The organism is Hymenobacter terrestris (genome assembly GCF_013377905.1).
GTDB lineage: Bacteria > Bacteroidota > Bacteroidia > Cytophagales > Hymenobacteraceae > Hymenobacter > Hymenobacter terrestris.
The window spans coordinates 1-25346 of sequence record NZ_JABKAV010000031.1 but is presented as its reverse complement, the minus strand read 5'-3'; the positions used below and the strand labels follow the sequence as shown (position 1 = coordinate 25346).

Sequence of the window (25346 nt, the reverse complement as noted above, 5' to 3'; positions counted from 1 at the left end):
GAAAATGTTGGGGTTATCCGCATGATTTCCGGCTGTACCATGCATAACGAGCGGGTGGTTTTGGTACCTTTGCAGAACGAATTCTGCCTGGCTGGTGAAATTCAGTTTTGTCTGCGAGGCTCCCGCCCCGCGCCGCCGGCTTTTAGGCACTTTAGTAGCTTGTTCCTGTCCCTCCGCTTCCTGTCCGCCCGACAGCGCCGCGTCTTCCGAATCACCTCGACCCTGCCCGTCATGTTCCGGTTTCGTACCGCCGCCGCTGCCCTGCCCCTGGCACTGGCGTTGCCGGCCTGTTCGTTGCGGATGCAGCCGGCGGAGAAAGCCCGTCCGAATGTTCCGGTGCTGGCACAGCTGGCCCCGGCCCCTACGCCACCCCGTATCTATCGGCTCGAGCGGCTCGATACACTGGTGCAGATGTCGGGGCGAGTTTTGCGCATTTACCCTGCTGCCCGCCCGGTATATGAGCAGCTGAGCAGCCCGGCCTGGGTGGTAACTAAGCCAGTATCATCTGAGGAAGAAGAGGACTCTTTTCTGGATTTCACGGCCGAAGAGCGGCGGCGACTGGCTAAGGTCGGTCCACGCGTAGTGCGCGCTGGCCGCACCCTGCACCTGCGACCCGGTAAAGCCCCCGAGCTACGGCTGGCCAACAAGCCCGTCGATGACGAGAGCCATATTGCCTATGAGTATGTGGCGGATCTGCCCGAAATCCGGCAGTGGCTGCTGTCGGTGCATCTTTACGAAGGCGGCTACTTTATGCTCGTCGATCAGCGCACCGGTCGCCGCACGCAGCTGATGGCCGCGCCCGTTATTGCCCCCGATGGCCGTCATTTCGTGTGCGGCAACTCCGATGTGCTGGCCCGTTTCGAGCCCAGCGGCCTGCAGCTCTGGAGCCTCGATGAAGCCGCCCCGCGCTTGCTTTGGGAACGGCAAACCGAGTGGGGCTGCACCCAACCGCGCTGGCTCGACAACCGCACCATCCTTTTCGAGCAGGATTTCTTCGACAAAGGCGACGTAGACACGCGGGTAGTCCGGCTGCAGGTTCTTCCTTAAACTGTAAGCCGAGAAGACGAAGAAGGCCCCGCACTTGGCTAAGTACGGGGCCTTCTCTTTAAGCATCTTGACCTATTATTTGCCCGTTAGCTAACGACTCAAAAGCTAGTGGTCCTTGCTGTTGTCGCTGCCTTTGCCGGCTTTGGCGTTGCCGTCAACGGAGGCAGGCTTGTTGTTCTGCGGATTGCTACGGGGCTTGTTGTAAGGAGCCTGCGTGGTTTCGTTGAGGTTGCCACCAGCCGTGTTGCCCTTGGTGGGGTTGCCATCCTGGGTGATGGAGTTGCGGCTCGGGTTCTGCACTACCGAATTGTTGCTGTCGGTATTGGCGGGGTGCGTGTTTTCACCGCTACCATCGGGGTTTTGCAGATTCGGTACCTCGGGGTTCTCTTTGTACTGCGTGTCCTTGCTCATGACTATAGGATTTTACGAGTGAAAAGAAGGTCTTGCTATGCTGCAACGAATGCGTGAGACGGGGAAATGCGCGGGGCTATTAATCAGCTAAACCAAACGCATTTCGTACGCTTTCACATTCGCTACCCTACTATTTACCCCTTCGCGGCCCGAAAGGTTGTATGCCCCGACCTTAACATTCGGGCCACAAAAAAAGCGTCGCGCCGGCCAGCTGGCCAACGCGACGCTTCAATTACGATAAGCCGCAACGACTATTAGTCCTGCGATACAGCCACAGCGGGCTGTACGGCCACGAGGTCGGCAAAGAGCTGCTCGCGGGCCTCAATTTCCTCGTTTGTCAGGTTGAGCAGGCGCTCGGTACCGAACTTCTCGACGCAGAACGAGGCCATTGCCGAGCCGTGCACCACGGCGCGCTTCATGTTTTCGAAGCTGATATCGTCGGTGGCGGCCAAGTGGCCGATGAAGCCACCCGCGAAAGTATCGCCGGCGCCGGTTGGGTCGAATACGTCCTCCAGCGGCAGGGCCGGGGCGTAGAACACGTGGTTGGTATTGCCCTTGCGGTGGAAGAGCAGCGCGCCGTGCTCACCCTTCTTGATAATAAGGTACTTCGGGCCCATGGCCATAATCACCTTGGCTGCTTTCACCAGCGAGTGCTCGCCCGAAAGCTGGCGGGCCTCTTCGTCGTTGATACTGAGTACGTCAACCATCTCAATGGTTGTTTTCAGTTCTTCTAGGGCAATATCCATCCAGAAGTTCATCGTGTCCATCACGATGAGCTTGGGACGGTTGACGAGGCGCTGAATGACAAGGCGCTGCACCTGGGGCGAGAGGTTGCCCAGCATCAGGTACTTGCAATCCTGGTAAGAATCGGGCAGCACCGGGTCGAAATCGGCCAGCACGTTGAGCTCGGTCACCAGGGTTTCGCGCGAGTTCAGGTCGTTGGAATATTTACCCGACCAGAAGAACGACTTCTCGCCTTCCTTGATCTGCAGGCCTTCGGTATCGACACCGTGCTCCTGGAGCAACAGGATATCCGACTGCGGGAAATCGTCGCCGACTACGGCCACGATTTTCACCGGCTTCACCGAGTACGAGGCCGAAAGGCCGATATAGGTAGCCGCGCCACCCACGATTTTGTCGGTTTTGCCAAAGGGAGTTTCCAGGGCGTCGAAGGCCACCGTGCCGATAATTACCAGACTCATAGAGCAGAAGAGAAAAAAGGGTTCATAGGTGAAGTTACACTGGCAGGCAACAGCCAGCGGGCCGAAATTGTCCCGTCAACGGCCGCAAAGGACCCGACGGGACCCGTGGCGGCAAAGAAAAAAGGCCTCTACCAGAGCGGAGAGGCCTTTTTTCAGGATGGGTAAATAATGGGGCTCGAACCCACGACCTTCGGAATCACAATCCGACGCTCTAACCAGCTGAGCTATATCTACCGTGTTGGGTGTTGATGCCACAAAAGTAGCGTACTGCGGCGGATTGCCAAAGGTTTCGCGCACTTTTTTTGTCCATTCCTCTCCCCTTTCTTCTGAGCATCGCGAACAACAACGAAGCTAGCGGGCCTCAAAACCGTACCTTTGCAGCTTACAACCCGTACCATGTCTGATTCGCCCGCGCCCGTTTCCTTTGCCGATTTTAAGCTTAACAAGCAGCTGCTGACGGCCGTGGCCGAGGCCGGCTTCACGGAGCCGACGCCCGTGCAGGTGCAGACCATTCCGCTGCTGCTGGCCGGACACGACGTGCTGGGCATTGCCCAGACGGGCACTGGCAAAACGGCCGCTTTCGGCCTGCCACTGCTCATGAAGGTGAAATATGCCCAAGGCGACCACCCGCGGGCACTAATTATGGCGCCTACCCGGGAGTTGGCCATGCAGCTGGAAAAGCACCTGCAGAAGCTGGCCATCCACACCGATTTGCGCATTTTCGCCATCTACGGTGGCCTGGGACCCAAAACCCAGATTGAAACCATTGCCAAGGGCGTCGACATCCTCATCGCCACGCCCGGCCGCCTGATGGAGCTGTACCTGAAAGGCTCGCTGGTGCTCAAAGAGCTGAAAACGCTGGTGCTCGACGAGGCCGATAAGATGATGGATATGGGCTTTATGCCCCAGATCCGGCGGCTGCTGGAAGTTATTCCGCGCAAGCGCCAGAACGTGCTGTTCTCGGCCACTATGCCCGATAAGGTAACCACGCTAAGCGAGGAGTTTCTGGAGTTTCCGGTGCGGGTGGAGGTAACGCCGGCCGCTACCTCGGCCCAGAACGTGACCCAGAGCCTCTACGAGGTGCCTAACCTCATTACAAAAATCAACCTACTCGAGTACCTCTTTCTCGATTGGGACACCTTCCACCGGGTGATGATTTTCACCCGCTCAAAGGCCAACGCCGAGAACGTGGCCAGCTTCCTGGCGCGCAAAGGCCACGGCGAGGTGCGGGCTATTCACGGCAACAAGGGGCAGAACACCCGCATCAATGCCATGGAAGGCTTTAAGGCCGGCCAGGTGCGCTTTCTGGTGGCCACCGATGTAGCGTCGCGCGGCATTGATGTGCCCAAGGTGAGCCACGTTATCAACTTCGATGTGCCGCTGATTTACGACGACTACGTGCACCGCATCGGTCGTACCGGCCGGGCCCAGCACACCGGCGCTGCCATTACGTTTGCCAACGAGGCCGAAATGCACCACATGCAGCGCATCGAGGAGCTGATTCGCCAGCCCATTCCGCTGTTGCCGCTACCACCCGAGGTGAAGGTAGTACCCACCTCGTTTGAGGAGCAGCAGGAAATGGACCGCGAAAAGGATGAGCGCCGTCAGCGCGAAGACCCCACGTTCAAAGGGGCTTTCCATGAGCGGCAGGAGTGGCTGAAGCCCGGCGTGACCATCGATAAGCGTACGGGCCGCGAGTATGTGGCCCAGCCCACCCGCAGCCAAAAAGGCAGCAAGGTGAGCCCTGGCAAAGGCCGCGGCTCCTCCCCCGGTGCCAAAGCCCTTAACGCCGCCAAGGGCCGCGTCGAAAACAAACGCAAGCGGCGGTAACTAGGGATATGGGAGTTCAGCTAAAAAAGAACGTCATTCAGAGCATGCTCTGAATGACGTTCTTTTTTGCTCTGCTACCGAAAAATAGGCAGGTGGCTGAAGCGCACGACCAGCATGGTAAGAGCAAAACCCCATAGCACGGCACTCCAAGACATATGCAGCAAGATGCGCCAGCGTGGCACGTGCAGTTGGGTGGCAATGACGGTGCCGCCGATGGGGCTGAACAGAATCGGCGTCAGAAAGGCAATGCCCGTCATGCCGAAGCGGCGGTAGATGCGCACAATGGTGCGGGTGCGGCGACTGAACAGCGGTTTGCCCTTCTCGATCCTTCGCCGCCGCATGTGCAGTGCCCAAGCCTTCCCCACGCCCGAAATCAGGATGACCGTCGTCATCATACCCGCCACCGTGAGGCCCCAGGTAACGGTCACCGGCAGGCCCGCCGCCACGCCCGTAATCGGCGCGCCAACGAACTTGAACATGCCGAAAGCAAAAACGGCGGCGTACTTCAGCAGGACTGGAAGCAAGTTGGTGGAGCTATTAGCTGGCAGCTGTTGGCTGTTAGCTTCGGGATTGAAAGTGAATGGGGTACCGCATGAAGGGGCGTTGGGGTGCAGAACGCCATCCAGCTGCAAATGATTTTTTAATCAACCAGATACAAGAGCGAAAGCGAACAGCCAGCAGCTAAACGCGCAGGCTACAGCTTACTGCCATACGATAGGTCGCCGGCGTCGCCGAGGCCGGGCACGATGTAGGCTTGGTCGTTGAGGTCGTCATCGAGGGCGGCCAGCCAGAGCGTGGCTTCGGGCACTTCGCGCGTGACGTACTCGACGCCCTGGGGCGAGGCAATAACGGCCGCTATATATACCTGGCGGGGCGTGCCGAAGCGCAGCATGGCCCGGTACGTCTGCACTAGGCTCTTTCCCGAGGCCAGCATGGGGTCCACCAGAATTAGTACCCGCCCGTCGAGGCTGGGGGCCGAGAGGTAGTCAACCTGCACCTGCACCTGGGCCGTACCCTCGATGCGGTAGGCCGCCACGAATGCCGAGGGCGACTGGTCGAAATAGTTGAGAAAACCCTGGTGAAACGGCAGGCCGGCCCGCAGCACAGTGGCCAGCACCGGAAAATCGGAGAGGTGCATGCTGCTGGATTCGCCCAGCGGGGTGCGCACGGTTTTGGTAGTGAAGTCGAGGCCGGCGCTGATGTTGTAGGCCATAATTTCGCCCAGCCGCTGCAGGTTACGGCGAAAGCGGAGCGAGTCTTTCTGCACATCTACGTCGCGCAGTTCGGCCAGGAAGTGGTTGGCAATGGAGGGTTGGGCGCACAGAATCCGCACGCGGGAATTGGCGTGGGCAGCGGCAGTCGAGTCGGCAGAGTTGGGCGTTAGGGCATCCATTGCAGGTACCAGGGGCGTTGGGAGGTGAACGATAAGGCCGCGTACGGGACGGGCACGGCCCCGAAGTTGGCGAAAAAACGGGCAATGGCAGGTAGCATACTGCCTTCAAAATCAAGTATCAGCCCCGGTGTACCGGCGTGGCGACGAATGGCCTCGTCGAGCAGCAGCAGGGGCGCGGCGGCTTTTTTACCCTCGTCGGAAGCAGCCGCGAACAGGTAAATCAGGCGGCTGCGGTAGCTTACAAACAGGGCACCGGCCAGCAGTGCGCCGGTTTCGGGCTGGCGCACGGCCCGCGCTTCGAGCAGCTGCCGGCGGTGCAATTCGGCCAACAACCGGCGCAGGCGGGCGTAATGGCGCGGGTGCAGGCCGGCGGCGGGGCCTTTGGTTTGCTGAAACAAGGCCAGCAGTGGTTCTGTATCGGGCAACTCAGTTACGGCCAGCGGCGCGACGGCGGTTTCGTGGCGCAGCAGGCGGCGGCGGTAGTCGGCGCAATAGCCGGCCCGCAGGTTTTCGTAGGCGGGGCTGAGGTCGAGCTGATAGGTCTGTCGGGCTTCAAAAGCGAACTGGCCAGGTAAGGCGGGCACACCATTGGCCTCGTTGAGCTGGGTGTAGAAGCGGGCATAGCGCTGAGTCAGCCGGAGCAGTTCGGAGCCGATGTTGGGAGCATCTTCACCACCAGAAATAAGCCCCAGTTGCTGGGTGAAGGGCGGCTGGTACACCTGCCGGCCGCCCGGTCGCCACTTTGCAGGCAGCGGCCAGACGCTGAGGTAGCGGCCGGTTTCGGGCTCGGTCTGTACCAGCGCATCCCAGCGGCCGGCCGTGGCTTGCAGCCACCAGCTATGCGCGTATGGCACCGGCTGCCGCGCCCCGGCCACGCAGGCGTCCCAGGCAGGCAGGTCGAGTTGCGAGAAGCGTAACAGGCGAAACGGGGGCATGGGGCAAAGGTAGGCGGCGCGAGACGAGCGAATGAGAGATTGCGCAGCATATCAATCTTTCACCCACTGAAACTCCGTAGTTTTGCTACCCGTCAACCAGCTCCAGCGTTGCGGACTTCCACTTATGAAAAATACCTACCTGCTGCTGCCGTTGCTGGCGCTGCTGGCGGCCCCGGCGGCTGCCCAGGACACGCCCCCCACCCGCCCCGCCGACGGGCAGGGAAACTGGCTCATCTACGACCAGCCGCCTAAGCCTGTCGAGCCAGTAGCGAAAACTACAATGGGCACTACGTACGTGCCGCTCGATAACGACATCTATCGGCTCATCGACCGCTACGCCATTCTGCAGGGTTCCGATGAGCTGGGCGAGATTCATACGTCGGTGCGGCCGTACACCCGTGCGGCCGTGGCCCGGCTGGCCGAGCGCATGCTGGCCGACTCCAGTGCCGGCCTCTCGGCCCAGGACCGCTTCAATGCGCGCTACTTCCTGCGCGACAACTGGCACGACACCAAGCTTGATTCGGCGACAAACGCCCGCTCCAAGCCCTATCTGGGGGCTTTGTATGAGCGACAGTCTGATTTGTACAGCGTGGAAACGCCCGACTTCTCGCTGCGCGTGAATCCGGTGGCGGGCCTGAGCCTGGGCAACAACGACGGGGCCAAGAGTTACTCATTCCTCAACACCCGCGGCGTGCAAGTAGAAGGCACCGTGGATCAGCGGCTGGGCTTTTACGCATTTCTGGCCGACAACCAGATGGCTGTGCCGTTTTACGTGCAGGAGCGCGTGGAGCGCGACCGGGCCGTCCCCCATGAGGGCTTCTGGAAACCGTTTAAAACCACGCCCGGCCAGTACGACTTTCTCTCAGCCCGCGGCTACGTTACCTACGCCGCCGGCCGCCATGTGAGCCTGCAGCTGGGCCACGACCGTAACCAGATCGGCAACGGCTACCGTAGCCTCATTCTATCGGATTACTCCTCGCCCTACCTGTTTCTGAAGGTGCAGACCCGGGTATGGAAGTTCAAGTACCAGAACCTGTTCGCCCAGCTCATCACCGACCCCTCCGACAGGGACGACGTGTACGAACGCAAGTTTCTGGCCATGCACCACCTGAGCCTCGACGTGCTGCCCAACCTCAACATCGGCCTGTTCGAGAGCATTCTGTCGGGCTCGCGGCGGCGCGATACGGTATATGTGAACCGTAAACCAGTGCTTGATAGTAATGGCAACGTTCAGCTGCAAAACCGCAACACGTTTGAGCTGCAGTACCTCAACCCCATCATCTTCTACCGGGCCATCGAGCAAAGCGTGGGCTCTCGCGACGGCAACGCCCTGCTGGGCCTCGATTTCAAGTGGAATATTAAAAATCGGGTGCAGCTATATGGCCAAGTCGTGCTCGATGAGTTCCTGATAAGTCAGATTCGGGCTGGCAATGGTTCGGCCAACAACAAGCAGGCCGCCCAGCTCGGGGCCCGCTACATCAACGTGGCCGGCATCCGCAACTTCGATCTGCAGGGCGAGTTCAGCTTCATCCGGCCCTTCACCTACCAGGCCATCGACAAGTTCCGCGACTACCAGCACGCCGCCCAGCCGCTGGCCCACCCCATGGGCGCCAACCTCTGGGAGCTGATCGGCATTGCCAGCTACCAGCCCCTGCCCCGCCTGCACGTGGTAGCCAAGGCCTTTTTGGTCAAGCAGGGCCTCGATGCCGACCGGACGCAGAACTTCGGCTCCAACGTGCTGAAGTCCTACACTACCCGCCCCGCCGAGTTCGGCTTCAGCGTCGGCAGCGGCATCACTTCCTACCTGCTGCACTCCGACCTGACGGCCACTTACCAGGCCGCCCACAACCTGTTCCTCGACGCCAAGTTCGTTTACCGTAACCGCACCTTCTCCGGCAACACGCCCGCGCCTGCTTACTACACGGCCGGCAACGGGGCCCTGGCCTCAGTGGCCCTGCGCTGGAACATTGCCCAGCGCCTGCACGAGTTTTAAATCAGGGATTAGAATAAGCACGTCATGCTGAGCTTGCCGAAGCATCTCTACTGCATCGTTACAACCGTTAGGGTTAGCATTGTGGTAGAGATGCTTCGGCTCCGCTCAGCATGACGTGCTTATTTTACCAACCCACGCATTCGCCCCACCATGCGCCACGACCCGGCCACAGTGCTGCTCTACCGGCCCGTCACTCAGGCCGAGCTGGATTGGATTGCAGCTTCTGACTGGCTGGCGTTTCCGTTGGCTCAGCCGGAGCCGCTGGTTTTCTACCTCACCCCACCCGAATCGGTAACTGGTTTAGCAGGCGCTGATTCGAGCTACCTGCTACGCTTTGCGCTGTTTGCCGACTACGCCGCCCAGTTGCCGGTGGAGCAGGTAGGTAGTCGGGAGCCCGACGCGCTGCTTGTGCCGGCCGAGGAGTTAGCCGAGTTCAACCGCCAGCTAGTGGGTCGCATTGAGGTTATCAGCATTTTCGGAGCTGGCTAACCTACCATTGTCGCCCACCAAAAAGCCCCGTCGGTTACGTACCGACGGGGCTTTTGCATTTTTGATCCGGTAATTCTCAACCCGTAATACGGAGCGAGTTGCCGGTTTGGACCACGGTGTATTGCTTGAGTGAGGCGGGCGGCGGGCCGGCCAGCACGGTGCCGGTGCTGCTGTAGGTGCCGCCGTGCCGGGGGCACTGCACCTGGTTGGTGCCGCTGTTGAAGCTGAGCATCACGCCCTCGTGGGTACAGCTGGCCTGCAATGCCACGTAGGCCCCGGCGCTGGTTTTGGCCACCAGCACCTGGTTGCCGGCCCCATACACGAAGCCCGTGCCGGCCGCCAGCTGGGCGTTGGCTGGAGCCGTAAGGTCGAGCGTGAAATCGATGCTACCGGACGCTGGGGGCGGGGTAGCACTCCCGCCGGGGCTTACGCCATCGTCTTTGCCGCAGCTGTGCAGGGTGCCGGTGGCCACGGCGGCCGTACCCAACACGCACAACTGAATGAAATCCTTACGATTCATATCTGGAAGGGAAAAACTGACGGGTAACTCACGCCAGAGCAGCAAAGCTGCCCGCCCCAGGGAAGATACGGCTAACTGTCGGGTTTGGACTTGGCTGGTTGCCGGGTCGTAGGGTCGCCGGATATCCTACCTTTGCGGCTGCCCATGAAAACCTACCTCCGCATTCTGCAGTATGCCCGCCCTTGGGCTGCTTTCTTACCCCAGTACCTGCTTTTCACTGTACTGACCACGATTTTCGGGGTGGCCAACTTCGCCTTGATTATGCCGTTGCTCCAGGTTCTGTTCGAGAAAACCGACCAGGTCCCCACCCAGGCTCCCAGCCAGCTGCCGGCTTTTCATCTGAGCCTCGACTGGGTGAAGGACACGTTTAATTACTTCTTTGCCGATGTGCTGGCCACGCAGGGCACCATGGGTGCCCTAACCTTTGTGTGCATCATCGTGGTAGTGTCAGTGCTGTTGAGCAACCTGTTTCGCTACTTGAGCTTACGGCTGCTGGCCAAGGTGCGGGCCCGCGTCATCCGCAACCTGCGCCACGATTTATATCGCCGCATCCTGCAGCTGCAGCTGGGCTACTTTGCCGACGAGCGGAAGGGTGATTTGATGTCGCGCTTCACGGCCGATGTGCAGGAAGTGGAATCATCGGTGGTAAATACCATGACGGCTGTAATTCAGGAGCCGATCAAGATTATCGCCTTTTTCGTGGTATTGTTCTACATGTCGGTGCCCCTAACGCTGTTTACGCTGATTCTGCTGCCGATTTCGGGCATTCTAATTGCTGGCGTGGCCAAACGACTACGCCAGCAAGCCAAGCAGAGTCAAAGCACTCTTGGCTCCATGTTATCAGTGATTGATGAAACGCTGGGTGGTATTCGCGTGATAAAAGCCTTCAACGCCCAAAACTATATCGAAGGCAAGTTTGAAGAACAGAACGACCAATATGCCCGCACCTCGCGCCGCATCGACAACACCCGTGACCTAGCGTCTCCTTTCTCCGAATTTGCGGGAGTAACCGTCGTTGCGGGTCTGCTATATTTCGGCGGCACCTTGATTCTGGGCGGTCAATCCAACCTAACGGGCGAAACCTTTATTACCTACGTGGTGCTATTTTCGCAGGTGCTCACGCCAGCCAAGGCCCTGTCATCGTCGTTTGGCAATATTCAGCGCGGGCTGGTGGCCGGCGAGCGGGTGCTGAGCATCATCGATACCGAACCGCTGATTCGCGACACGCCCGGCGCGCAGGTACTGCCGCCCTTCCAGAACCGCATCGAGCTGCGCAACCTGCGCTTCGGCTACGGCGAGGCCACGGTGCTCGACGACATCAACCTAACCATTGAAAAGGGCAAAACGGTGGCGTTGGTAGGCCCCAGCGGCGGCGGCAAAAGCACGCTGGCCGACCTGTTGCCTCGTTTTTACGACCCCACCGGCGGCCAGCTGCTCATCGACGGCCTCGACGTGCGCGACTGCACCATCCATTCGGTGCGCGACCAGATGGGCATCGTCACGCAGGAGAGCATCCTGTTCAACGACACCATTTTCAACAACATCCGCTTCAATACCGAAGCCACCGAGGCCGAGGTAATGGAAGCCGCCCGCATTGCCAACGCCCACGAGTTCATTGTGGCTACGCCCGAGGGCTACCAAACCGTTATCGGCGACCGGGGCTCGCGCCTGTCGGGCGGGCAGCGGCAGCGCCTGAGCATTGCGCGGGCTATTCTGCGCAACCCACCCATTCTCATTCTTGATGAAGCCACTTCGGCCCTCGATACCGAGAGCGAGCAGCTGGTGCAACAGGCCCTCACGCGCCTCATGCAAAACCGCACCAGCCTCGTAATTGCCCACCGCCTGAGCACCGTGCAGCACGCCGACGAGATTATCGTGCTCCAGCACGGGCGGATTGCGGAGCGCGGCACCCACGAGCAGCTGTTGCGCCGAACTGGCGGCCTTTACCAACGCCTGAGCACGATGCAGGCAGCTGGCAGCGAACCGATTTAGCACCCCTCAAATCCAGCTAAGTTCAACCATAGGATTTTCGCTGCCTATTTGTAAAATGCTATATTTAGTCCGCCAATTCGTTTTAACCGTATGAATGGGCCGCCTTTCTCCTCTGCTTTACCTTTGTGATATGCTTGCTCTCAAACGTCTGGTTACTATTCTGGTCATGATTTTTCTGGTGCTGGCACTGCTGGTACTACTGCTGCCTTCGGTACAGACCAGCTTCGTGGGTATGGCTGGCTCAGCTGAAAGCCTTTATTACACGCTGCTGGCGGTGGCCGTGGTGCTGTTAAGCCTGCATTTACTCACCGAAAACCTCGACAGCACCTTGCTGCGCCGCGAAATGGCCGCTTCCGACCGCAAAATCAACGAGTTGAAAGCCCGCCTCTACGACAACCAGCTGGAGCAGCAGCGCGCCGCCGAGCGTCCGCCCGTTTCGCCCCGCACCGGCGTAACCACCTACCCCGACCAGCCGCTGTATCCGCAGTCGGACCCCAGCCTGAGTAACGCGCCGATGCAGCAACCCAACACGATTATCCCGCCCGCCGACGACAGTTCCCGGCCGTTATAAGCCCCCGCTTTTGTGATTTCTCCCCTTTCGCTTACTGAACAAATTCGCGCCGAGCTGACCGAAGCGCAGACGGTGCTGACGCAGTTCGTGCAGAACCCGGCCAACCTGGCTGCCATTGAACAAGCGGCCCGCCTTATGGCTAGTTCACTGCGGGCCGGCGGCAAAATCCTGACCTGCGGCAACGGCGGCTCGCTCTGCGACGCCCAGCATTTTGCCGAGGAGCTCACCGGCCGTTACCGCCAAAACCGTCCCGCGCTGGCCGCTATTGCCCTCACCGAAGCCTCGCACATGAGCTGCGTGGCCAACGACTTCGGCTACGAGTATGTGTTCAGCCGCTATGTAGAGGCCCTGGGCCGGCCGGCCGACGTGCTACTGGCCATCAGCACCAGCGGTAACTCGCCTAACATTCTGCGCGCTGCCGAGGCCGCCCGTACCGCCGGGATGCGCGTGGTTAGCCTCACGGGTAAGGATGGCGGTCTGCTAGCGGGCTTGAGCGACGTGGAAATCCGCCCCCCGCATACCGGCTACGCCGACCGGATTCAGGAAATCCACATCAAGGCCATCCACATCATGATTCTACTGATTGAGCAGCTAGTAGCCGAGCCGGCTGTCGGCGAGTAGAGAATGAGGTAAAAAGACTGGAAAAACGTCATTCAGAGCGAAGCGAAGAATCTCGCGTGAAGTCGTTGAGCTATCATACCAACGACTTCACGCGAGATTCTTCGCTTCGCTCTGAATGACGTTCTTTTGTCAGCAGAAAAGCCATCAGCTAATAGCTGCTACGGGCTAACCGCTCAACCCATGCATATTGCCGTTTTCAGCCAGTACCACACCAACCCCGACTGTCCGGCTACCAGCCGGCACTACTCGCTGTTGGCCCAGCTGGCCCAAACGCACCACATTACGCTTATTACCACCCGCACCTGGGAGCCGCAGCGCCTGACCCACGAGTTTCCGTGGGTACCACCCGGCGTAGAGTTGCACGCCGCCGACATTGCCTACGAGAACCACATGGGGGTGGCCCGGCGCGGGCTGGCTTTCGCGCAGTACGCGGCCTACGCCCTGCGCGAAGGGTTGCGCATAGCTAAGCCCGATGTCATCTGGGGCATCAGCACACCGCTTACAGCCGCCTGGGCCGCGGCGCAGGTAGCGCGGTGGCGGCGGGTACCCTGGGTGTTTGAGGTGCAGGATTTGTGGCCTGACTTCCCGATTGCCATGGGCGCGGTGCCCAACCCGCTGGCCCGGCGCGCCCTCTATGGTCTTGAAGGCCGGCTCTACCAGCAGGCGCGGGCCGTTGTTACACTCTCGCCCGATATGAGCCGCCACGTGCGCCACGTCGGCCAGGCCGCCGGCTCGCGCTGGTCCTTCGACCCCGCCAAAGTACACACCAGTCTCAACGGCACCGACCTGGAGCTAGCCGCCCGCGCCACCGATGAGGCCGTAGCCACGTTGCGTCGCGAACAGCAGCTGGAGGGCAAGCGCGTGATTCTGTACGCCGGCACGTTTGGGCGGGCTAATGCCATTCCGCTGCTGCTGGCCGCGGCCGAGGCACTGGCCGCCACTCAGCCCGACGTGGTCTGGCTGTTTATGGGATTAGGGTTTTATGCTGAGGAACTGGCCGCCGCCGCCCGGCGCACCCCGGCCATCCGGGTGGTACCGCCGCAGCCGCGCCATGCGGTGTTCAGTTGGTTTCGGCTGGCAGAGGTATCGATAGCGCCGTTCCTGGGCCTGCCGGTGCTCGACACCAACTCGCCGGCCAAGTTCTACGATAGTCTGGCCGTAGGAACTCCGGTTATCGTGACCAACCCGGGCTGGACGCGGGAGCTGCTGGAGCGCCACGGCTGCGGCTGGTACTCGCCCGCCGACGATGCGCCGGCGCTGGCGCAGCTGCTGGCGGAGTTGCTGGCTCAGCCGGCACGGCTGCAGGCCGCCGGGGCACGAGGCCGGGAGTTGGCAGTTGCCAAATTCGACCGCAAACAACTCGGCAGAACAATGCAACACATTCTGGAGCAAGCATCTGGCTGAGCCAACTAATCTTTGTACTCCCTAGGACTACTTATTTACTTTGTTGTACCCGATTTGCTATTAATCTGGCTTTTCTTTGCTTTGGAAGCTGATTTTACCGGAATTATCTCCTGCTTGCTTACCACGTCAGCGTAGTATTTGCACCAGCTGGTAAGCGGGCATTGGGCGCACTTAGGCTGGCGGGCCACGCATATGTAACGGCCGTGCAGAATCAGCCAGTGGTGGGCCTTAGGAATGAGGACTTCGGGAATGTGGCAGACCAACTCTTTCTCCACTGCCAGCGGCGTAGTGGCCGTTTTAGCCACCAGTCCCAGCCGATGCGACACCCGGAAAACATGCGTATCGACGGCCATTGCCGGTTGGTTGTACACCACCGACACGATGACGTTGGCCGTTTTGCGCCCTACGCCGGGCAGCCGCTGCAGTTCTTCGATGGTACCGGGCACCTCACCCCCGAAATCCTGCGCCAGCATCCGCCCCAGCCCAGCGAGGTGCTTGGCCTTGTTGTTGGGATAGGAAATGCTGCGGATGAACGGGAAGATTTCCTCGGCCGAAGCGGCGGCCAGATGCGCGGGCGTTGGGAACTGCGCCAATAGTGCGGGCGTCACCAGGTTTACGCGTTTATCAGTGCACTGGGCGCTGAGCACCACGGCCACGATCAGCTCGTAGGGGTTGGCAAACGTCAGCTCGGTTTCCGGCTCCGGAAAGTGGGTGATGAAGTAGTCGGTGAAGTGGCGGTACCGCTCGGTTTTGCGCATGGGGCAACATTACGAAGAAACCCGAACACCACCGCCCCCGCCGTAACCCAAAACCACAAAAGCCGCGCTGCAGCCGATGAAGGCAGCAGCGCGGCTTGGGCCAGTGGCGCAGAAAAAACCGGGTTACTTCAGCTGCGGAAACGTGCGCGAGTAGTGCAGAATAGTATCGGTGGTGCGGGCCGAGGGAGTCGTGCGCAACTCGTCGAGGCTTTGCTGGGCCAGAAGCAGGTCGGCGCAGGTAGTGGCCAGTTCGGGGTCGTGGAGCAGGGCTTGCTCTACGTCGCGCTGCTCATCAGCCGGCAACTCGTTGTACACGTACCGGAGCAGGGTCTCTTGGGTAAAGATTTTGATCATAGAAAACGGGTTGCGCGGCCATCTTTTTCCGCAGGTTGATGAGCGCATAACGCATGCGTCCCAGCGCTGTGTTAATGCTGACCCCCGTTGCATCGGCAATTTCCTGGAAGCTCATATCGCCATAATGACGCATGAGCAACACCTCCTTTTGCGCGGCGGGCAGCTCCTGAATCAGGCCCCGCAGCCGCTCGTGGGTTTCTTCCCGCGTAAGCATAGCCTCGGTTCCCTCTTCTGCCAACGACAACGAATTGAAGTGATGACTTGTTGTGTCGAGGGCTACTAAAGGACTACGTTTTTCGCGCCGGAAGCTGTCGATGGCCATATTGTGAGCAATCCGGCAAATCCAGGACGAAAATTTCCCCTCCTCGTTGTAGCGGCCGCTTTTGAGGGTATGGATGGCCTTGATGAAGGTATCCTGCAATAAGTCTTCGGCCGTATCGGGGTCGCGCACTATCAGTTGGATAGTGGTAAACACGCGGGCCTTGTGCCGCTCCAGCAGTTGGGCAAATGCCCCTTCCTGACCAGCAATGTAGAGGGAGATGAGCGCGGAATCGCTCGGCTGCGGGGTATCCATAAAGGCCACGGGTTGATAAAGACTACGAGAAAAATCTGAAACGTAGAGCTTTAAACCATAGAGCGCAGCTGGGGAACGGGGCCGGATGAAAGGGTGATGAATAACCGGCAGAATCCAAATGTAAAGAACCGCCCCGCCATTCACAATGGCCTGCTACCGAAAATGCCAAAATATTTTTCAATCTACTTATACTACGGTATTGTCCATCGGCCATATTCCAGGGTTGCGCTTACCGTTGCCGGCCCCCAGCCCCGCCGGCTATGGGCCGGGCATAAACAAGGCTTCCGGGCTTCACTTCCAAAAAAAGCGAGGCCCAGAAGTCCGGAAAAGAACAAATCTGTTGGCAGACCTTTAGCGGCTAAGCTGGGCGCTGAGAGCCTGAATTTCCTTTTCCAGGCCGGGCGCGGGAGTGGTGCCGCCAGCCAGTGCGGCCGTGCGCTGCTCCAGCAATGCGGTTAGCTGCCGTAGCTGCGCGAGACGGCTGGCGGTGCGTTCGAACTGCGGTACCAGCGCCGCCATGTTGGCCGAGGCTGGAATACTGATACTAGTGGTACTGCCGCCCGTAGCGGCCTTATCGGCGCGGGCAATGGCGGCGGGCGTGAGCATATCGTCGCGCAGCAGCACTACGTTCCCTTCCATTGTAACGGCTTGGCCGTTCTGCAGCAGTTGCCGGGTTACGCCGTTACGCACGAGCCGGCCATCGGGGCGAAGCTCGAAGCCGTTGCCCAGCGCCAGAGTTTCGGTGAGGCGGGTTTGCTGGCCGCCGAGCAGCCGGTAGGTCTGGCCGGCGCGGCGGAAGGCCCCATCCTTGAGCTGGGTAGCGGCCGGAAAAGCCTCCGGAGCAGTTTGGGCATGGGCGGCAAGCGCAGGCGGCAGTAGCAGGCCGGCTGCCAGAAACAGGCGAGGCAGAAAACGGGCGTTGGGCATAGCAGACGAAGAATTGATAGATAGCAAACGGCATTTTGTCCCGGAAGATACGCGTACGGCCGGGTTTCGGGTTGCTGGCTGCGAAGCAGCACAAAATCCGGGCCCGGGTTGCCAGCAACGGGTTGCTGGTGCAGTAGGCCTGGCATCGAAGCTGTTTAGCCCGGTGACACCAATGAAACGGTCATGCGGAGCTTGTCGAAGCATCTCTATCGCTTCGTGGTATCGATTCAGACGAAGCGGTAAAGATGGTTCGACAAGCTCCGCATGACCGTCTTCTGACTTCCTAAACAGCTTCATTGCATACGCCGACGGAGGCATGGCGCGTACCTTTGTCCGGCCGTCGTTTTTTCGGCTATTTGCCCTATGCCCTCCCCCGCTTCCGGCACCGCCCGGCACGACCCTTACGCCGCGCTGCGGCTGCCTGATTTCCGGCGCTACCTGCTGGCCCGCATCTGCCTCACGCTGGCCACCCGCATCATGGGGCTGGTTATCGGCTGGCAGATCTTCAAGCTCACCAACGACCCGCTGGCCCTGGGCCTGATTGGCCTGGCCGAGGCCGTGCCCAGCATCGGCGTATCGCTCTACGCCGGTCATGTGGCCGACTCGGTGAACCGCAAGAACATTATTGTGGCCACGGTAGGCGGGCTGCTGCTGTGTGCGGTGGCCCTGTGGCTGCTGGCCTCGCCGGCCGGTGGGCACCTACTGGCCCGCGAGGCCTTTTACACGCTGCCGCTGTACGCCGTTATTTTCGTGAGCGGCATTGCGCGCGGCTTTATGGGGCCGGCTACGTTCTCGTTTATGCCGCAGCTGCTGCCCAACCGCGAGCATCTGGCCAACGCCATTACCTGGAACAGCACCACCTGGCAGGCCGCCTCGGTGGTAGGCCCCGCCATCGGGGGCTACCTGATTGCCCACCTGGGCATTGCGTCTGCCTACCTCACGGCCACTGTGCTGCTGGCAGTTGCCCTGCTGCTTTTTGCCGGTATTGCGCCACGGCCGCTGCCCGCACCGGTGGGAGCCAAAGAAGACCTGAAAACCAGCGTGCTCAGCGGCATCCGCTTTATCTGGGGCAACCAGCTGATTCTGGCCGCTATTTCGCTCGATTTGTTTGCCGTGTTGTTTGGCGGGGCGGTGGCGCTGCTGCCGGTTTTTGCGGTGGATATTCTGAAAGTGGGGGCCGCCGGGTTGGGCCACCTGGAAGCCGCACCGGCCGTGGGCTCGGTGCTGATGGCCACGCTGCTCACCTACTTCCCGCTGCGCCGCCACGCCGGCCGCAAGCTGCTGTGGGCCGTGGCCGGTTTCGGATTGGCCACCATTGGCTTCGCGGTTTCCACCAATATCTGGCTTTCGCTCGTGCTGCTGTTTTTCACCGGCATCTTCGATTCAGTGTCGGTTATTGTGCGTTCCACGCTGCTGCACACCTTCACGCCCGAGCACATCAAGGGGCGCGTATCGGCCGTCAACAACATCTTTATCGGTTCGTCCAACGAAATCGGCTCCTTCGAGTCGGGTGCGGCGGCCCGCCTGATGGGCACGGTTACCTCGGTAGTGTTTGGCGGCACCATGACGCTGATAGTCGTAGCCCTGACCGCCCTGAAAGCCGATAAGCTGCGCCGGCTGGATATGACGCCGGTGAAGGAATAGAGGGGGTTATGTATGAGGGCCAGAAGCCCGTCATGCTACCGGCTTACTTTTCCGCCGCTACCACTGCTATTGCCTTTTACCAGCTGCTTTTTTTGCTGTTCGCCGGTGGTAGGAGCCGGCCGGGGGCGCTCGGTTTTGCGGAACACCCACTCCCTGATTTCGTCCAGAGCTTTGGGCGAGAACACGGGCTGCGGGTCGCCATTTACCACCGGCCAGGCCTTCATGGGGGGCTGAAACCAGTGGTTGACGCCCGGCAGGCGCATCGCTGTTGCTGCGCTGTTCTTCAGGCCCTTTTTCAGCGGGGGCAGGTTCTGGCTCGTGGATACCTGCAAATCGTCGGCGCCGCCGAGCAGCAGCACGGGGCACTTCACGGCCGATAGCGTACGCACAGGGTCGAAATCGAGAAAGTAGCGCGACCAGGGCGAAGTAAGCTGCACCGCGCGGGCGCGGGCCATGTGCGGGTCGAGGTCGGTGTTGTGGAAGCGCAGCAGGGCCGCCACCTTGCCGCGGGCCTGGTTGTCGTTGGGCGTCTGGCGGACGATGCGAATCATCTCCTGGTTCAGGTTGAGTGCGGCCTTCACCTGGGCAGGATTCGAGCCGATGAGGCGCATAATCTCCAGCTGTTGCCGCCTGACTACGTCGCGGCCTGGCACCCCGTAGGGAGCCAGCGCCACCACAAAGGCTGGGGCGGCCGAGGCAGGCTCGGCGGCCGTCAGCAGGGCTACGTTGGCCCCTTCGCCGTGCCCGAGCAGGCCCAGGTAGCGCGTATCGAGCAGGCGGCGGGTGCGCAGAAAACTTAGTGCCGCCTGCGCGTCGCTCACCACATCGGCGGTGGTGGTATTGAAGTGGCTGCCCTGCGACTGGCCCACGCCCCGGTCATCAAACCGCAACACGGCAATGCCACGACGGGTGAGGTGGTCGGCCAGCGAGCCGAACAGGCGGTAGTCCTGCTCGGTCATGTCGCGGTCGTGGGGGCCCGAGTCGGAGAGCAGCACCACGGCCGGAAATGGGCCCGGCCCGGCGGGTGTGGTGAGCGTGCCGGCCAGCCGGATCTGGGCCTCCTTATTATAGAAGCTAACGGTTTCTTCGCGGTAGGGCCGCGTGAGGGGTGGCTTGCCCGCCACGGTGGCCGGCTTGGGGGTTTCGAGGCGCTTTAAGGTGAGGGGCGCTTTGAGGCCCGGCTGGCTCCAGGCACCCTGCAACATCGTGCCGTTTTTCAGGATTTTGCCCACGAAGCGGCTGCCTGCCTGCTCGATACTCACCGTAATATCGAGGCCCTTTACGGTGGCCGTGGCCGGCATGCGGCTGATGCGCTGCTGGGGCACATCGAGGGCCGCATAGTAAGTGCCGTTAGACAGCGGCACGATGGTGAGGATGAGTTTCAGCTCGCCGCCGGGCACCTTCAGCGGGCCGGACCACTGGCCGTTGAGTTTAGGCGGGTCGGCGGCCCAAACCGGGCTACTAACTAAGCTGAACAGTAAAAAAAAGAGTAGCAGCTTCTTCATAAAGTCAAATTCAAAAGTGGTTTTCTCCGCTTACAGAGGGCTAACGAATTGAAATTATAGAATTTGACGTAGATTCCCCTTATGATGTTGCGTCACCAGCTGCGAAGCTGCGAAATCAGCCGTTTGGCCCAAAAAAAACTTAAATCAGTGGCTTTGCATGCTGCTTACATGCCGGCTCGCAGCGTCCGGCATCTATCGGCACGGCCGCAGCCTACTGTTGTGCCTTTGGGCCAGTCAGCCGCCGTTTTGGGTACCGGGCCGCCCGGCAGCCACAGGCAGCGGCACCGGGAAACAGGGGTTTCAGGTGAGGCTAGTAAGGAAGCGAGTGAAGGCCCTTAAAGCGTGTTTGAGAATTTATTAAATCGGTGTTTCCGTCATGCTGAGCCTGCCGAAGCATCTCTACCGCAACGGTAATCATATACTACTGCGGCAAAGATGCTTCGGCAAGCTCAGCACCACAATTCCCAAACACGTCCTTAAAAAGCAACGGCCGCCACTGCCGTATCGGGCAGTAGCCGGAGCACATGCAGGGCGTTGGCCACGCAGCTGGCCGCGCTGTAGTTGGTATGGATGTAAAGCGGCCGGCCGTGCAGGGTGGTTTCCTTGTAGCCAATGCCCTCCTTTGGTTTGTTCCAGCTAAACAAAGCAGTCTTTTTGCCGGCTTTATCAAGATGAGGAATGGGGGTCAACGGACGCTGCTGGATTACATAAAGGCTGAGCTGCACCAACACATCTTTCCAGGTTTTGATGGGCACCACCGAACCGTCGGGCAGCTGCAGGGCCGTGGGTTTTTGGCCGGGCGTTAGGACCAACGTGCGTACCTGTGCCAGCTCGACGAAAGCGGGCTTGTTGTTGGCTGCCGGAAGCGGGAGCGTCGGGCTTGTCCTTACCCAAAACTCGAACGCCCTTCCAGCCGTGCGGCTGGAAGGGCGTTTTGGCGCGGTTGCCTATCCGGTTTACCGCTTTTCAAGCGGGGGCAGCCAGCGAGAAAAGGCCTTGGCGTTACCTCGGCGAGGTCGGAAAAAGATTTGGGTAAGGACAAGGCGTCGGGTTGGGGCTTTTGATTACGGCCTTTGCGCCAGTTGCCGCCGACGGGTTTGCCATCGGCCCCGTAGGTTCAGCTGCCGGAACGCCGTGGCCGCTCTGGGCAGCGTCCAGCCACCGTACCAGCTGCAGCGCAGACTCGACGAGCGGCGTTTTCAGGAGGGAAATGGTTTCGACCGGATGGAAGTTGGAATGGCCGGGCGAGTAGTAATGCCAGTTTATTCCGTCGGTGATGAGGAGTTTTTTGGGTTTAAGCGAAAAAGCGTAGCCGATGGCGGCTCCGATGTGCCCGAGCTTATCGAGGCTTTCACCCAGCTTCTTTGCCTCTATCACCACCGACACAGCGCCGGCCGCGTCATACAGCACGTAGTCGAGGGCCTGCTTGACGCCAATCGTTTTTTCGGGCTCCACCATTCGCACATCGGCCGTATCCCAGCCCAGCGCCCGCAATACTGGGTCGATGAGGGCGGCGCGGGTGGCGGCCTCGTTTTTGCGCAGCAGCTGGGCGTTAGTGTCGGCGCGGACGCGCACAGCTTGCAGAACGGTACACAGGGCGGCTAGCGGGCTGGGAGCAAACATGGCGGGAGACATGATGAGGCGAGCCGCAATGTTAAGGCTTTACGCGCGCTCATTCCAGGCAGATTCTGTGCCTTCACTACCCTCGCAGGAAACCATTCTGGCCGGTGGCTAGGGTGCAGCGCTAGCTATTCCCGCTCCGGCCGGCCGGCGAGGGCAACACCCCAACCTTTTGGCCGCACTGCCGCCGCCGCGGCCTTCATGCAGAGGCAAGCCGCGTTCATCAATTTCTGCCTGGGCCATAAGCGGAGCTTCCTTGCAGCGCCGCCTCCGCTGCCGAAGGCCGAAACCCGGTACTGGCCCGTTAATCTTGCTGCTCCTTGTCAATCAGCAGCTGCACGTATATATTCAGCTTTACTATCAGCTTTATTAAGTACCAGCCCCCAAAAATCACGAATATCATTCCAAAAACAGACAGCAGTATGGGCAGCAATGACAGCATGGAGAACAGGGGATAGCAACTTTGATGTTGAGGTTGGGGGACATGTCAACGGCCGTCAGACCGCGCTAACGGGGATGCACGGCAGCATTGCACTTGCAAGATAACGGTGATGCCCGGACCGGCAATACCCCGCCGCTCCTAATCCCGCCGTATCTTCGCCTGCCCCAACCTCAGCCGCGCCGAAACCAAATCCGGGCGGCTCGTTGTTACTGCTTCTATGGCCGACAATTCCGATTTGCAACTGACCGCCCCCGCGGCCGACCCGATTGACCAGCTCGACCCGCGCGAGTTCATCCTCATTAAAAACGCGCGGGTTCACAACCTCAAAAACCTCAGCGTGGCGTTGCCGCGCAACCAGTTCATCGTGGTTACGGGCCTGTCGGGTTCGGGCAAGTCGAGCCTGGCCTTTGATACGCTGTATGCCGAGGGGCAGCGCATGTACGTGGAGAGCCTGAGCAGTTACGCCCGCCAGTTTCTGGGCCGCATGGACAAGCCCGACGTGGACTACATCCGGGGCATCTCGCCGGCCATTGCCATCGAGCAGAAGGTGAGCATCAAGAACAACCGCTCGACCGTAGGTACCAGCACCGAAATCTACGACTACCTCAAGCTGCTGTTTGCGCGGGTGGGCCGCACCTACTCGCCCGTCAGCGGCGAGCAGGTGAAGAAAGACAACGTGGCCGACGTGGTGGACGACCTCATGCGCCTGCCCGCCGATACGCGCCTGACGCTGCTGGCCCCGCTGCAGCGCTCCGAAGACGGCCGGCCCATGAGCAAGGAGCTGGATTTGCTGCTCCAGAAGGGCTACAGCCGCGTGGTAGTAGGCGGTGGCGATATGGCCTTCATCGAAGACCTGCTAACCGAGGGCCAGCCCGAAGTGAAGGGCCCGGTGTTTATCATGATCGACCGCGCCGTGATGGTGCCCGGCGATGAGGACTTGGCTTTCCGCTTGGCCGACTCGGTGCAGACTGCTTTTTTCGAGGGCCACGGGAGTTTGGTTGTTAGCTGCCAGCTGCCAGCCGCGAGTGAAGGCGACCAGCCACAGCTCCTTGAAAAGACCTTCTCGGATAAATTCGAGTTGGACGGGTTGATGTTTGAGGAGCCGAGCGTGAACTTCTTCTCCTTCAACAACCCCTACGGCGCCTGCCAGACCTGCGAGGGCTTCGGCTCGGTACTGGGTATTGACGAGGATTTGGTGATACCCGACAAGAGCCTGACGGTGTACGAGGGGGCCATTGCGCCTTGGCGCACCGACAAGCAAAGCGAGTGGCTTAAGCCGCTCATCAAGAACGGCATCCGCTTCGATTTTCCCATTCATCGGCCCTACAATGAGCTGAGCGAGGCCGAGCAGGCCGTGCTGTGGAAGGGCAACAAGTACTTCGACGGGCTCGACGACTACTTTAAATGGGTGAGCACCCAGAGCCACAAAATCCAGTACCGGGTGCTGCAAAGCCGCTACCGGGGCCGCACCACCTGCCCCGACTGCCGCGGCAGCCGCCTCCGCAAAGACGCCCAGTACGTGAAGATTGCCGACCACAGCATCACCGATCTGGTGCTGCTGCCGGTGAGCGAGGCGCTGGCGTTTTTTGGCGGTCTGGATCTGCCCGAGCACGAGGCCAAAGTGGCCGAGCGGCTGGTAACCGAAATCACGAATCGGTTGGGCTACCTCAACCGGGTGGGCCTGGGCTACCTCACGCTCAACCGCCTCAGCAGCACGCTGAGCGGCGGCGAGAGCCAACGGATTTCGCTGGCTACCTCGCTCGGTTCGGCGCTGGTGGGCTCGATGTACATTCTTGATGAGCCCAGCATTGGCCTGCACCCGCAGGATGCCGAGCAGCTGATTGGCGTGCTGCGCTCGTTGCAGCAGCTGGGCAACACCGTAATTGTGGTGGAGCACGAGGACAAGATGATGCAGCAGGCCGACCAGATCATCGACATCGGCCCCGAGGCCGGCAGCGGCGGCGGCATCCTGCAATTCCAGGGCACCTACGCCGAGGTTTTGGCTTCCGACACCTACACTGGCGAATACCTGAGCGGCCGCCGCGAAGTGGCCGTACCCAAAACGCGCCGCCCCTGGCGCAACGCCCTGGAGCTGACCGGCGCCCGCGAGAACAACCTCAAAAACGTAAGCGTGAAGTTTCCGTTGAACGTGATGACAGTGGTTACGGGCGTGTCGGGCTCGGGCAAAAGCACGCTCGTCAAGCGTATTCTGGCCCCGGCGCTGCTCAAGCAGCTCGGTGGCGGCGCGGGCGAAAGCACCGGCAAGTTCGACCGCCTCACCGGCGCGGCCGGGCAGGTAACGCACGTTGAGTTTGTCGACCAGAACCCGATTGGCAAGAGCAGCCGCTCGAACCCTGTGACTTACGTGAAAGCCTACGACGCCATCCGGAGCCTGTTTGCCGACCAGCCGTTGGCCAAGGCCCGGGGCTTCAAGCCTTCGCACTTCTCGTTTAATGTGGAGGGCGGGCGCTGCGAGGTGTGCCAGGGCGAGGGCCAGGTGAAAATCGAGATGCAGTTCATGGCCGACATCTTCCTGACCTGTGAGGCCTGCGAGGGCCGCAAGTTCAAGCAGGACGTGCTCGACGTGCAGTTCCAGGGTCTGAGCATCAATGATGTGCTCGAAATGACCATCGAAGACAGTCTGGACTTCTTCAAGGAGCAGAACAAAATAATCGAGCGCCTTAAGCCGCTGGATGATGTGGGGCTGGGCTACATCCGCCTGGGGCAGTCGGCCAATACGCTTTCAGGCGGCGAGGCCCAGCGCGTGAAGCTGGCCTCGTTCCTGACCAAGGGCAACACGCTGCAGAACGATAAAATCCTGTTCATCTTCGACGAACCCAGCACCGGCCTGCACTTCCACGACATCAACAAGCTTATGCTGGCCCTCAACGCGCTGGTCGAGCAGGGCAACTCGGTACTCATCATCGAGCACAACATGGACATCATCAAGTGCGCCGACTGGCTGATTGACCTCGGCCCCGAAGGGGGATTGAACGGCGGCCACCTGCTGTTCGAAGGAACGCCCGAGCAGTTCGTTAAGCTCAAGGACACGAATTCCACAGCGAAGTTTTTGGCGGAGAAGCTGTAAGCACAGGTAGGGGCGGGGCGTTTTCC

The 25346-nt window shown here is 60.4% G+C and carries 23 protein-coding genes and 1 tRNA gene; 10 read left to right on the top strand and 14 right to left on the bottom strand.

What is annotated here, in order from left to right:
* The first annotated feature begins 159 nt into the window (after positions 1-159).
* Positions 160-1047, top strand: a complete 888-nt coding sequence (locus tag HW556_RS11425; RefSeq protein ID WP_176900169.1) for a hypothetical protein — start codon at positions 160-162, stop codon at positions 1045-1047.
* Positions 1048-1152: 105 nt separating this feature from the next.
* Here the strand turns inward: HW556_RS11425 and HW556_RS11420 are convergent, their stop codons facing one another.
* The 3 genes from HW556_RS11420 to HW556_RS11410 all read right to left on the bottom strand — a co-directional run bounded on the left by HW556_RS11420 (position 1153) and on the right by HW556_RS11410 (position 2894).
* Positions 1153-1458 carry a hypothetical protein gene (locus tag HW556_RS11420; RefSeq protein ID WP_176900167.1) on the bottom strand — a complete coding sequence of 102 codons (306 nt, stop codon included), beginning with the start codon at positions 1456-1458 and terminating at the stop codon, positions 1153-1155.
* 254 nt (positions 1459-1712) lie between these two features.
* Positions 1713-2660: a PfkB family carbohydrate kinase gene (locus HW556_RS11415; protein ID WP_176900166.1), complete on the bottom strand. Its 948-nt coding sequence runs from the start codon at positions 2658-2660 to the stop codon at positions 1713-1715.
* Between the two features lie 160 nt (positions 2661-2820).
* A tRNA-His gene (locus HW556_RS11410) sits at positions 2821-2894 on the bottom strand.
* A gap of 162 nt (positions 2895-3056) precedes the next feature.
* Between HW556_RS11410 and HW556_RS11405 the strand changes: the two genes are divergently transcribed.
* A complete protein-coding gene (locus tag HW556_RS11405; RefSeq protein ID WP_176900164.1) occupies positions 3057-4490 on the top strand; it encodes a DEAD/DEAH box helicase in 1434 nt (477 codons plus the stop codon).
* A gap of 74 nt (positions 4491-4564) precedes the next feature.
* Here HW556_RS11405 and HW556_RS11400 read toward each other — a convergent pair whose 3' ends face one another.
* The 3 genes from HW556_RS11400 to HW556_RS11390 form a co-directional block, all read right to left on the bottom strand.
* Positions 4565-5014 (bottom strand): hypothetical protein, encoded by a 450-nt coding sequence (locus HW556_RS11400; protein WP_176900162.1) that lies wholly within the window; start codon positions 5012-5014, stop codon positions 4565-4567.
* A gap of 170 nt (positions 5015-5184) precedes the next feature.
* Positions 5185-5883, bottom strand: a complete 699-nt coding sequence (upp, locus tag HW556_RS11395) for a uracil phosphoribosyltransferase (protein WP_176900161.1) — start codon at positions 5881-5883, stop codon at positions 5185-5187.
* Positions 5871-6818 (bottom strand): GNAT family N-acetyltransferase, encoded by a 948-nt coding sequence (locus tag HW556_RS11390; RefSeq protein WP_176900160.1) that lies wholly within the window; start codon positions 6816-6818, stop codon positions 5871-5873. The genes upp and HW556_RS11390 overlap by 13 nt, the downstream gene beginning before the upstream one ends.
* 124 nt (positions 6819-6942) lie before the next feature.
* Between HW556_RS11390 and HW556_RS11385 the strand changes: the two genes are divergently transcribed.
* Positions 6943-8811, top strand: coding sequence for a hypothetical protein (locus HW556_RS11385; protein WP_176900158.1), 1869 nt, complete (start codon positions 6943-6945; stop codon positions 8809-8811).
* A gap of 150 nt (positions 8812-8961) precedes the next feature.
* On the top strand, positions 8962-9300 hold the full coding sequence (locus HW556_RS11380) for an ADP-ribosylation/crystallin J1 (RefSeq protein ID WP_176900157.1): 339 nt from the start codon (positions 8962-8964) through the stop codon (positions 9298-9300).
* Positions 9301-9376: 76 nt separating this feature from the next.
* Here HW556_RS11380 and HW556_RS11375 read toward each other — a convergent pair whose 3' ends face one another.
* Positions 9377-9820 (bottom strand): QcrA and Rieske domain-containing protein, encoded by a 444-nt coding sequence (locus HW556_RS11375; RefSeq protein ID WP_176900155.1) that lies wholly within the window; start codon positions 9818-9820, stop codon positions 9377-9379.
* A 144-nt stretch (positions 9821-9964) separates the two neighbouring features.
* Here HW556_RS11375 and HW556_RS11370 point away from each other — a divergent pair, with 144 nt between their 5' ends.
* From HW556_RS11370 to HW556_RS11355, 4 genes are all read left to right on the top strand, one after another.
* On the top strand, positions 9965-11812 hold the full coding sequence (locus HW556_RS11370; RefSeq protein WP_176900153.1) for an ABC transporter ATP-binding protein: 1848 nt from the start codon (positions 9965-9967) through the stop codon (positions 11810-11812).
* A 130-nt stretch (positions 11813-11942) separates the two neighbouring features.
* Positions 11943-12383, top strand: a complete 441-nt coding sequence (locus HW556_RS11365) for a hypothetical protein (RefSeq protein WP_176900152.1) — start codon at positions 11943-11945, stop codon at positions 12381-12383.
* 12 nt (positions 12384-12395) lie between these two features.
* Positions 12396-13004 (top strand): D-sedoheptulose 7-phosphate isomerase, encoded by a 609-nt coding sequence (lpcA, locus tag HW556_RS11360; RefSeq protein ID WP_176900150.1) that lies wholly within the window; start codon positions 12396-12398, stop codon positions 13002-13004.
* Positions 13005-13184: 180 nt separating this feature from the next.
* Positions 13185-14408, top strand: coding sequence for a glycosyltransferase family 4 protein (locus HW556_RS11355; protein WP_176900148.1), 1224 nt, complete (start codon positions 13185-13187; stop codon positions 14406-14408).
* 35 nt (positions 14409-14443) lie between these two features.
* Here the strand turns inward: HW556_RS11355 and nth are convergent, their stop codons facing one another.
* The 4 genes from nth to HW556_RS11335 form a co-directional block, all read right to left on the bottom strand.
* The gene (gene nth, locus HW556_RS11350) at positions 14444-15166 is read right to left on the bottom strand and encodes an endonuclease III (protein WP_176900146.1); all 723 of its coding nucleotides are present in this window, start codon (positions 15164-15166) and stop codon (positions 14444-14446) included.
* 123 nt (positions 15167-15289) lie between these two features.
* Positions 15290-15481: a hypothetical protein gene (locus HW556_RS11345; protein WP_176900144.1), complete on the bottom strand. Its 192-nt coding sequence runs from the start codon at positions 15479-15481 to the stop codon at positions 15290-15292.
* Entirely contained in the window at positions 15459-16094 is a 636-nt protein-coding gene (locus tag HW556_RS11340; protein ID WP_176900142.1) for an RNA polymerase sigma factor, read from the bottom strand. Before HW556_RS11340 ends, HW556_RS11345 begins: the two co-directional genes overlap by 23 nt.
* A 351-nt stretch (positions 16095-16445) precedes the next feature.
* Positions 16446-17021 carry a DUF6799 domain-containing protein gene (locus HW556_RS11335; protein WP_176900141.1) on the bottom strand — a complete coding sequence of 192 codons (576 nt, stop codon included), beginning with the start codon at positions 17019-17021 and terminating at the stop codon, positions 16446-16448.
* 363 nt (positions 17022-17384) lie between these two features.
* On the opposite strand from HW556_RS11335, the gene HW556_RS11330 reads away from it, so the two are divergent.
* The gene (locus HW556_RS11330) at positions 17385-18665 is read left to right on the top strand and encodes an MFS transporter (protein ID WP_176900140.1); all 1281 of its coding nucleotides are present in this window, start codon (positions 17385-17387) and stop codon (positions 18663-18665) included.
* A gap of 35 nt (positions 18666-18700) precedes the next feature.
* Here HW556_RS11330 and HW556_RS11325 read toward each other — a convergent pair whose 3' ends face one another.
* The 3 genes from HW556_RS11325 to HW556_RS11315 all read right to left on the bottom strand — a co-directional run bounded on the left by HW556_RS11325 (position 18701) and on the right by HW556_RS11315 (position 21793).
* Complete coding sequence (locus HW556_RS11325; protein WP_176900139.1) at positions 18701-20170, bottom strand: alpha/beta hydrolase family protein; 1470 nt, start codon at positions 20168-20170, stop codon at positions 18701-18703.
* A gap of 476 nt (positions 20171-20646) precedes the next feature.
* Positions 20647-20982: a hypothetical protein gene (locus HW556_RS11320; protein WP_176900138.1), complete on the bottom strand. Its 336-nt coding sequence runs from the start codon at positions 20980-20982 to the stop codon at positions 20647-20649.
* A 190-nt stretch (positions 20983-21172) separates the two neighbouring features.
* On the bottom strand, positions 21173-21793 hold the full coding sequence (locus HW556_RS11315) for a hypothetical protein (RefSeq protein ID WP_176900137.1): 621 nt from the start codon (positions 21791-21793) through the stop codon (positions 21173-21175).
* A gap of 656 nt (positions 21794-22449) precedes the next feature.
* On the opposite strand from HW556_RS11315, the gene uvrA reads away from it, so the two are divergent.
* Positions 22450-25320: an excinuclease ABC subunit UvrA gene (uvrA, locus tag HW556_RS11310; protein ID WP_176900136.1), complete on the top strand. Its 2871-nt coding sequence runs from the start codon at positions 22450-22452 to the stop codon at positions 25318-25320.
* Positions 25321-25346: the final 26 nt, after the last annotated feature.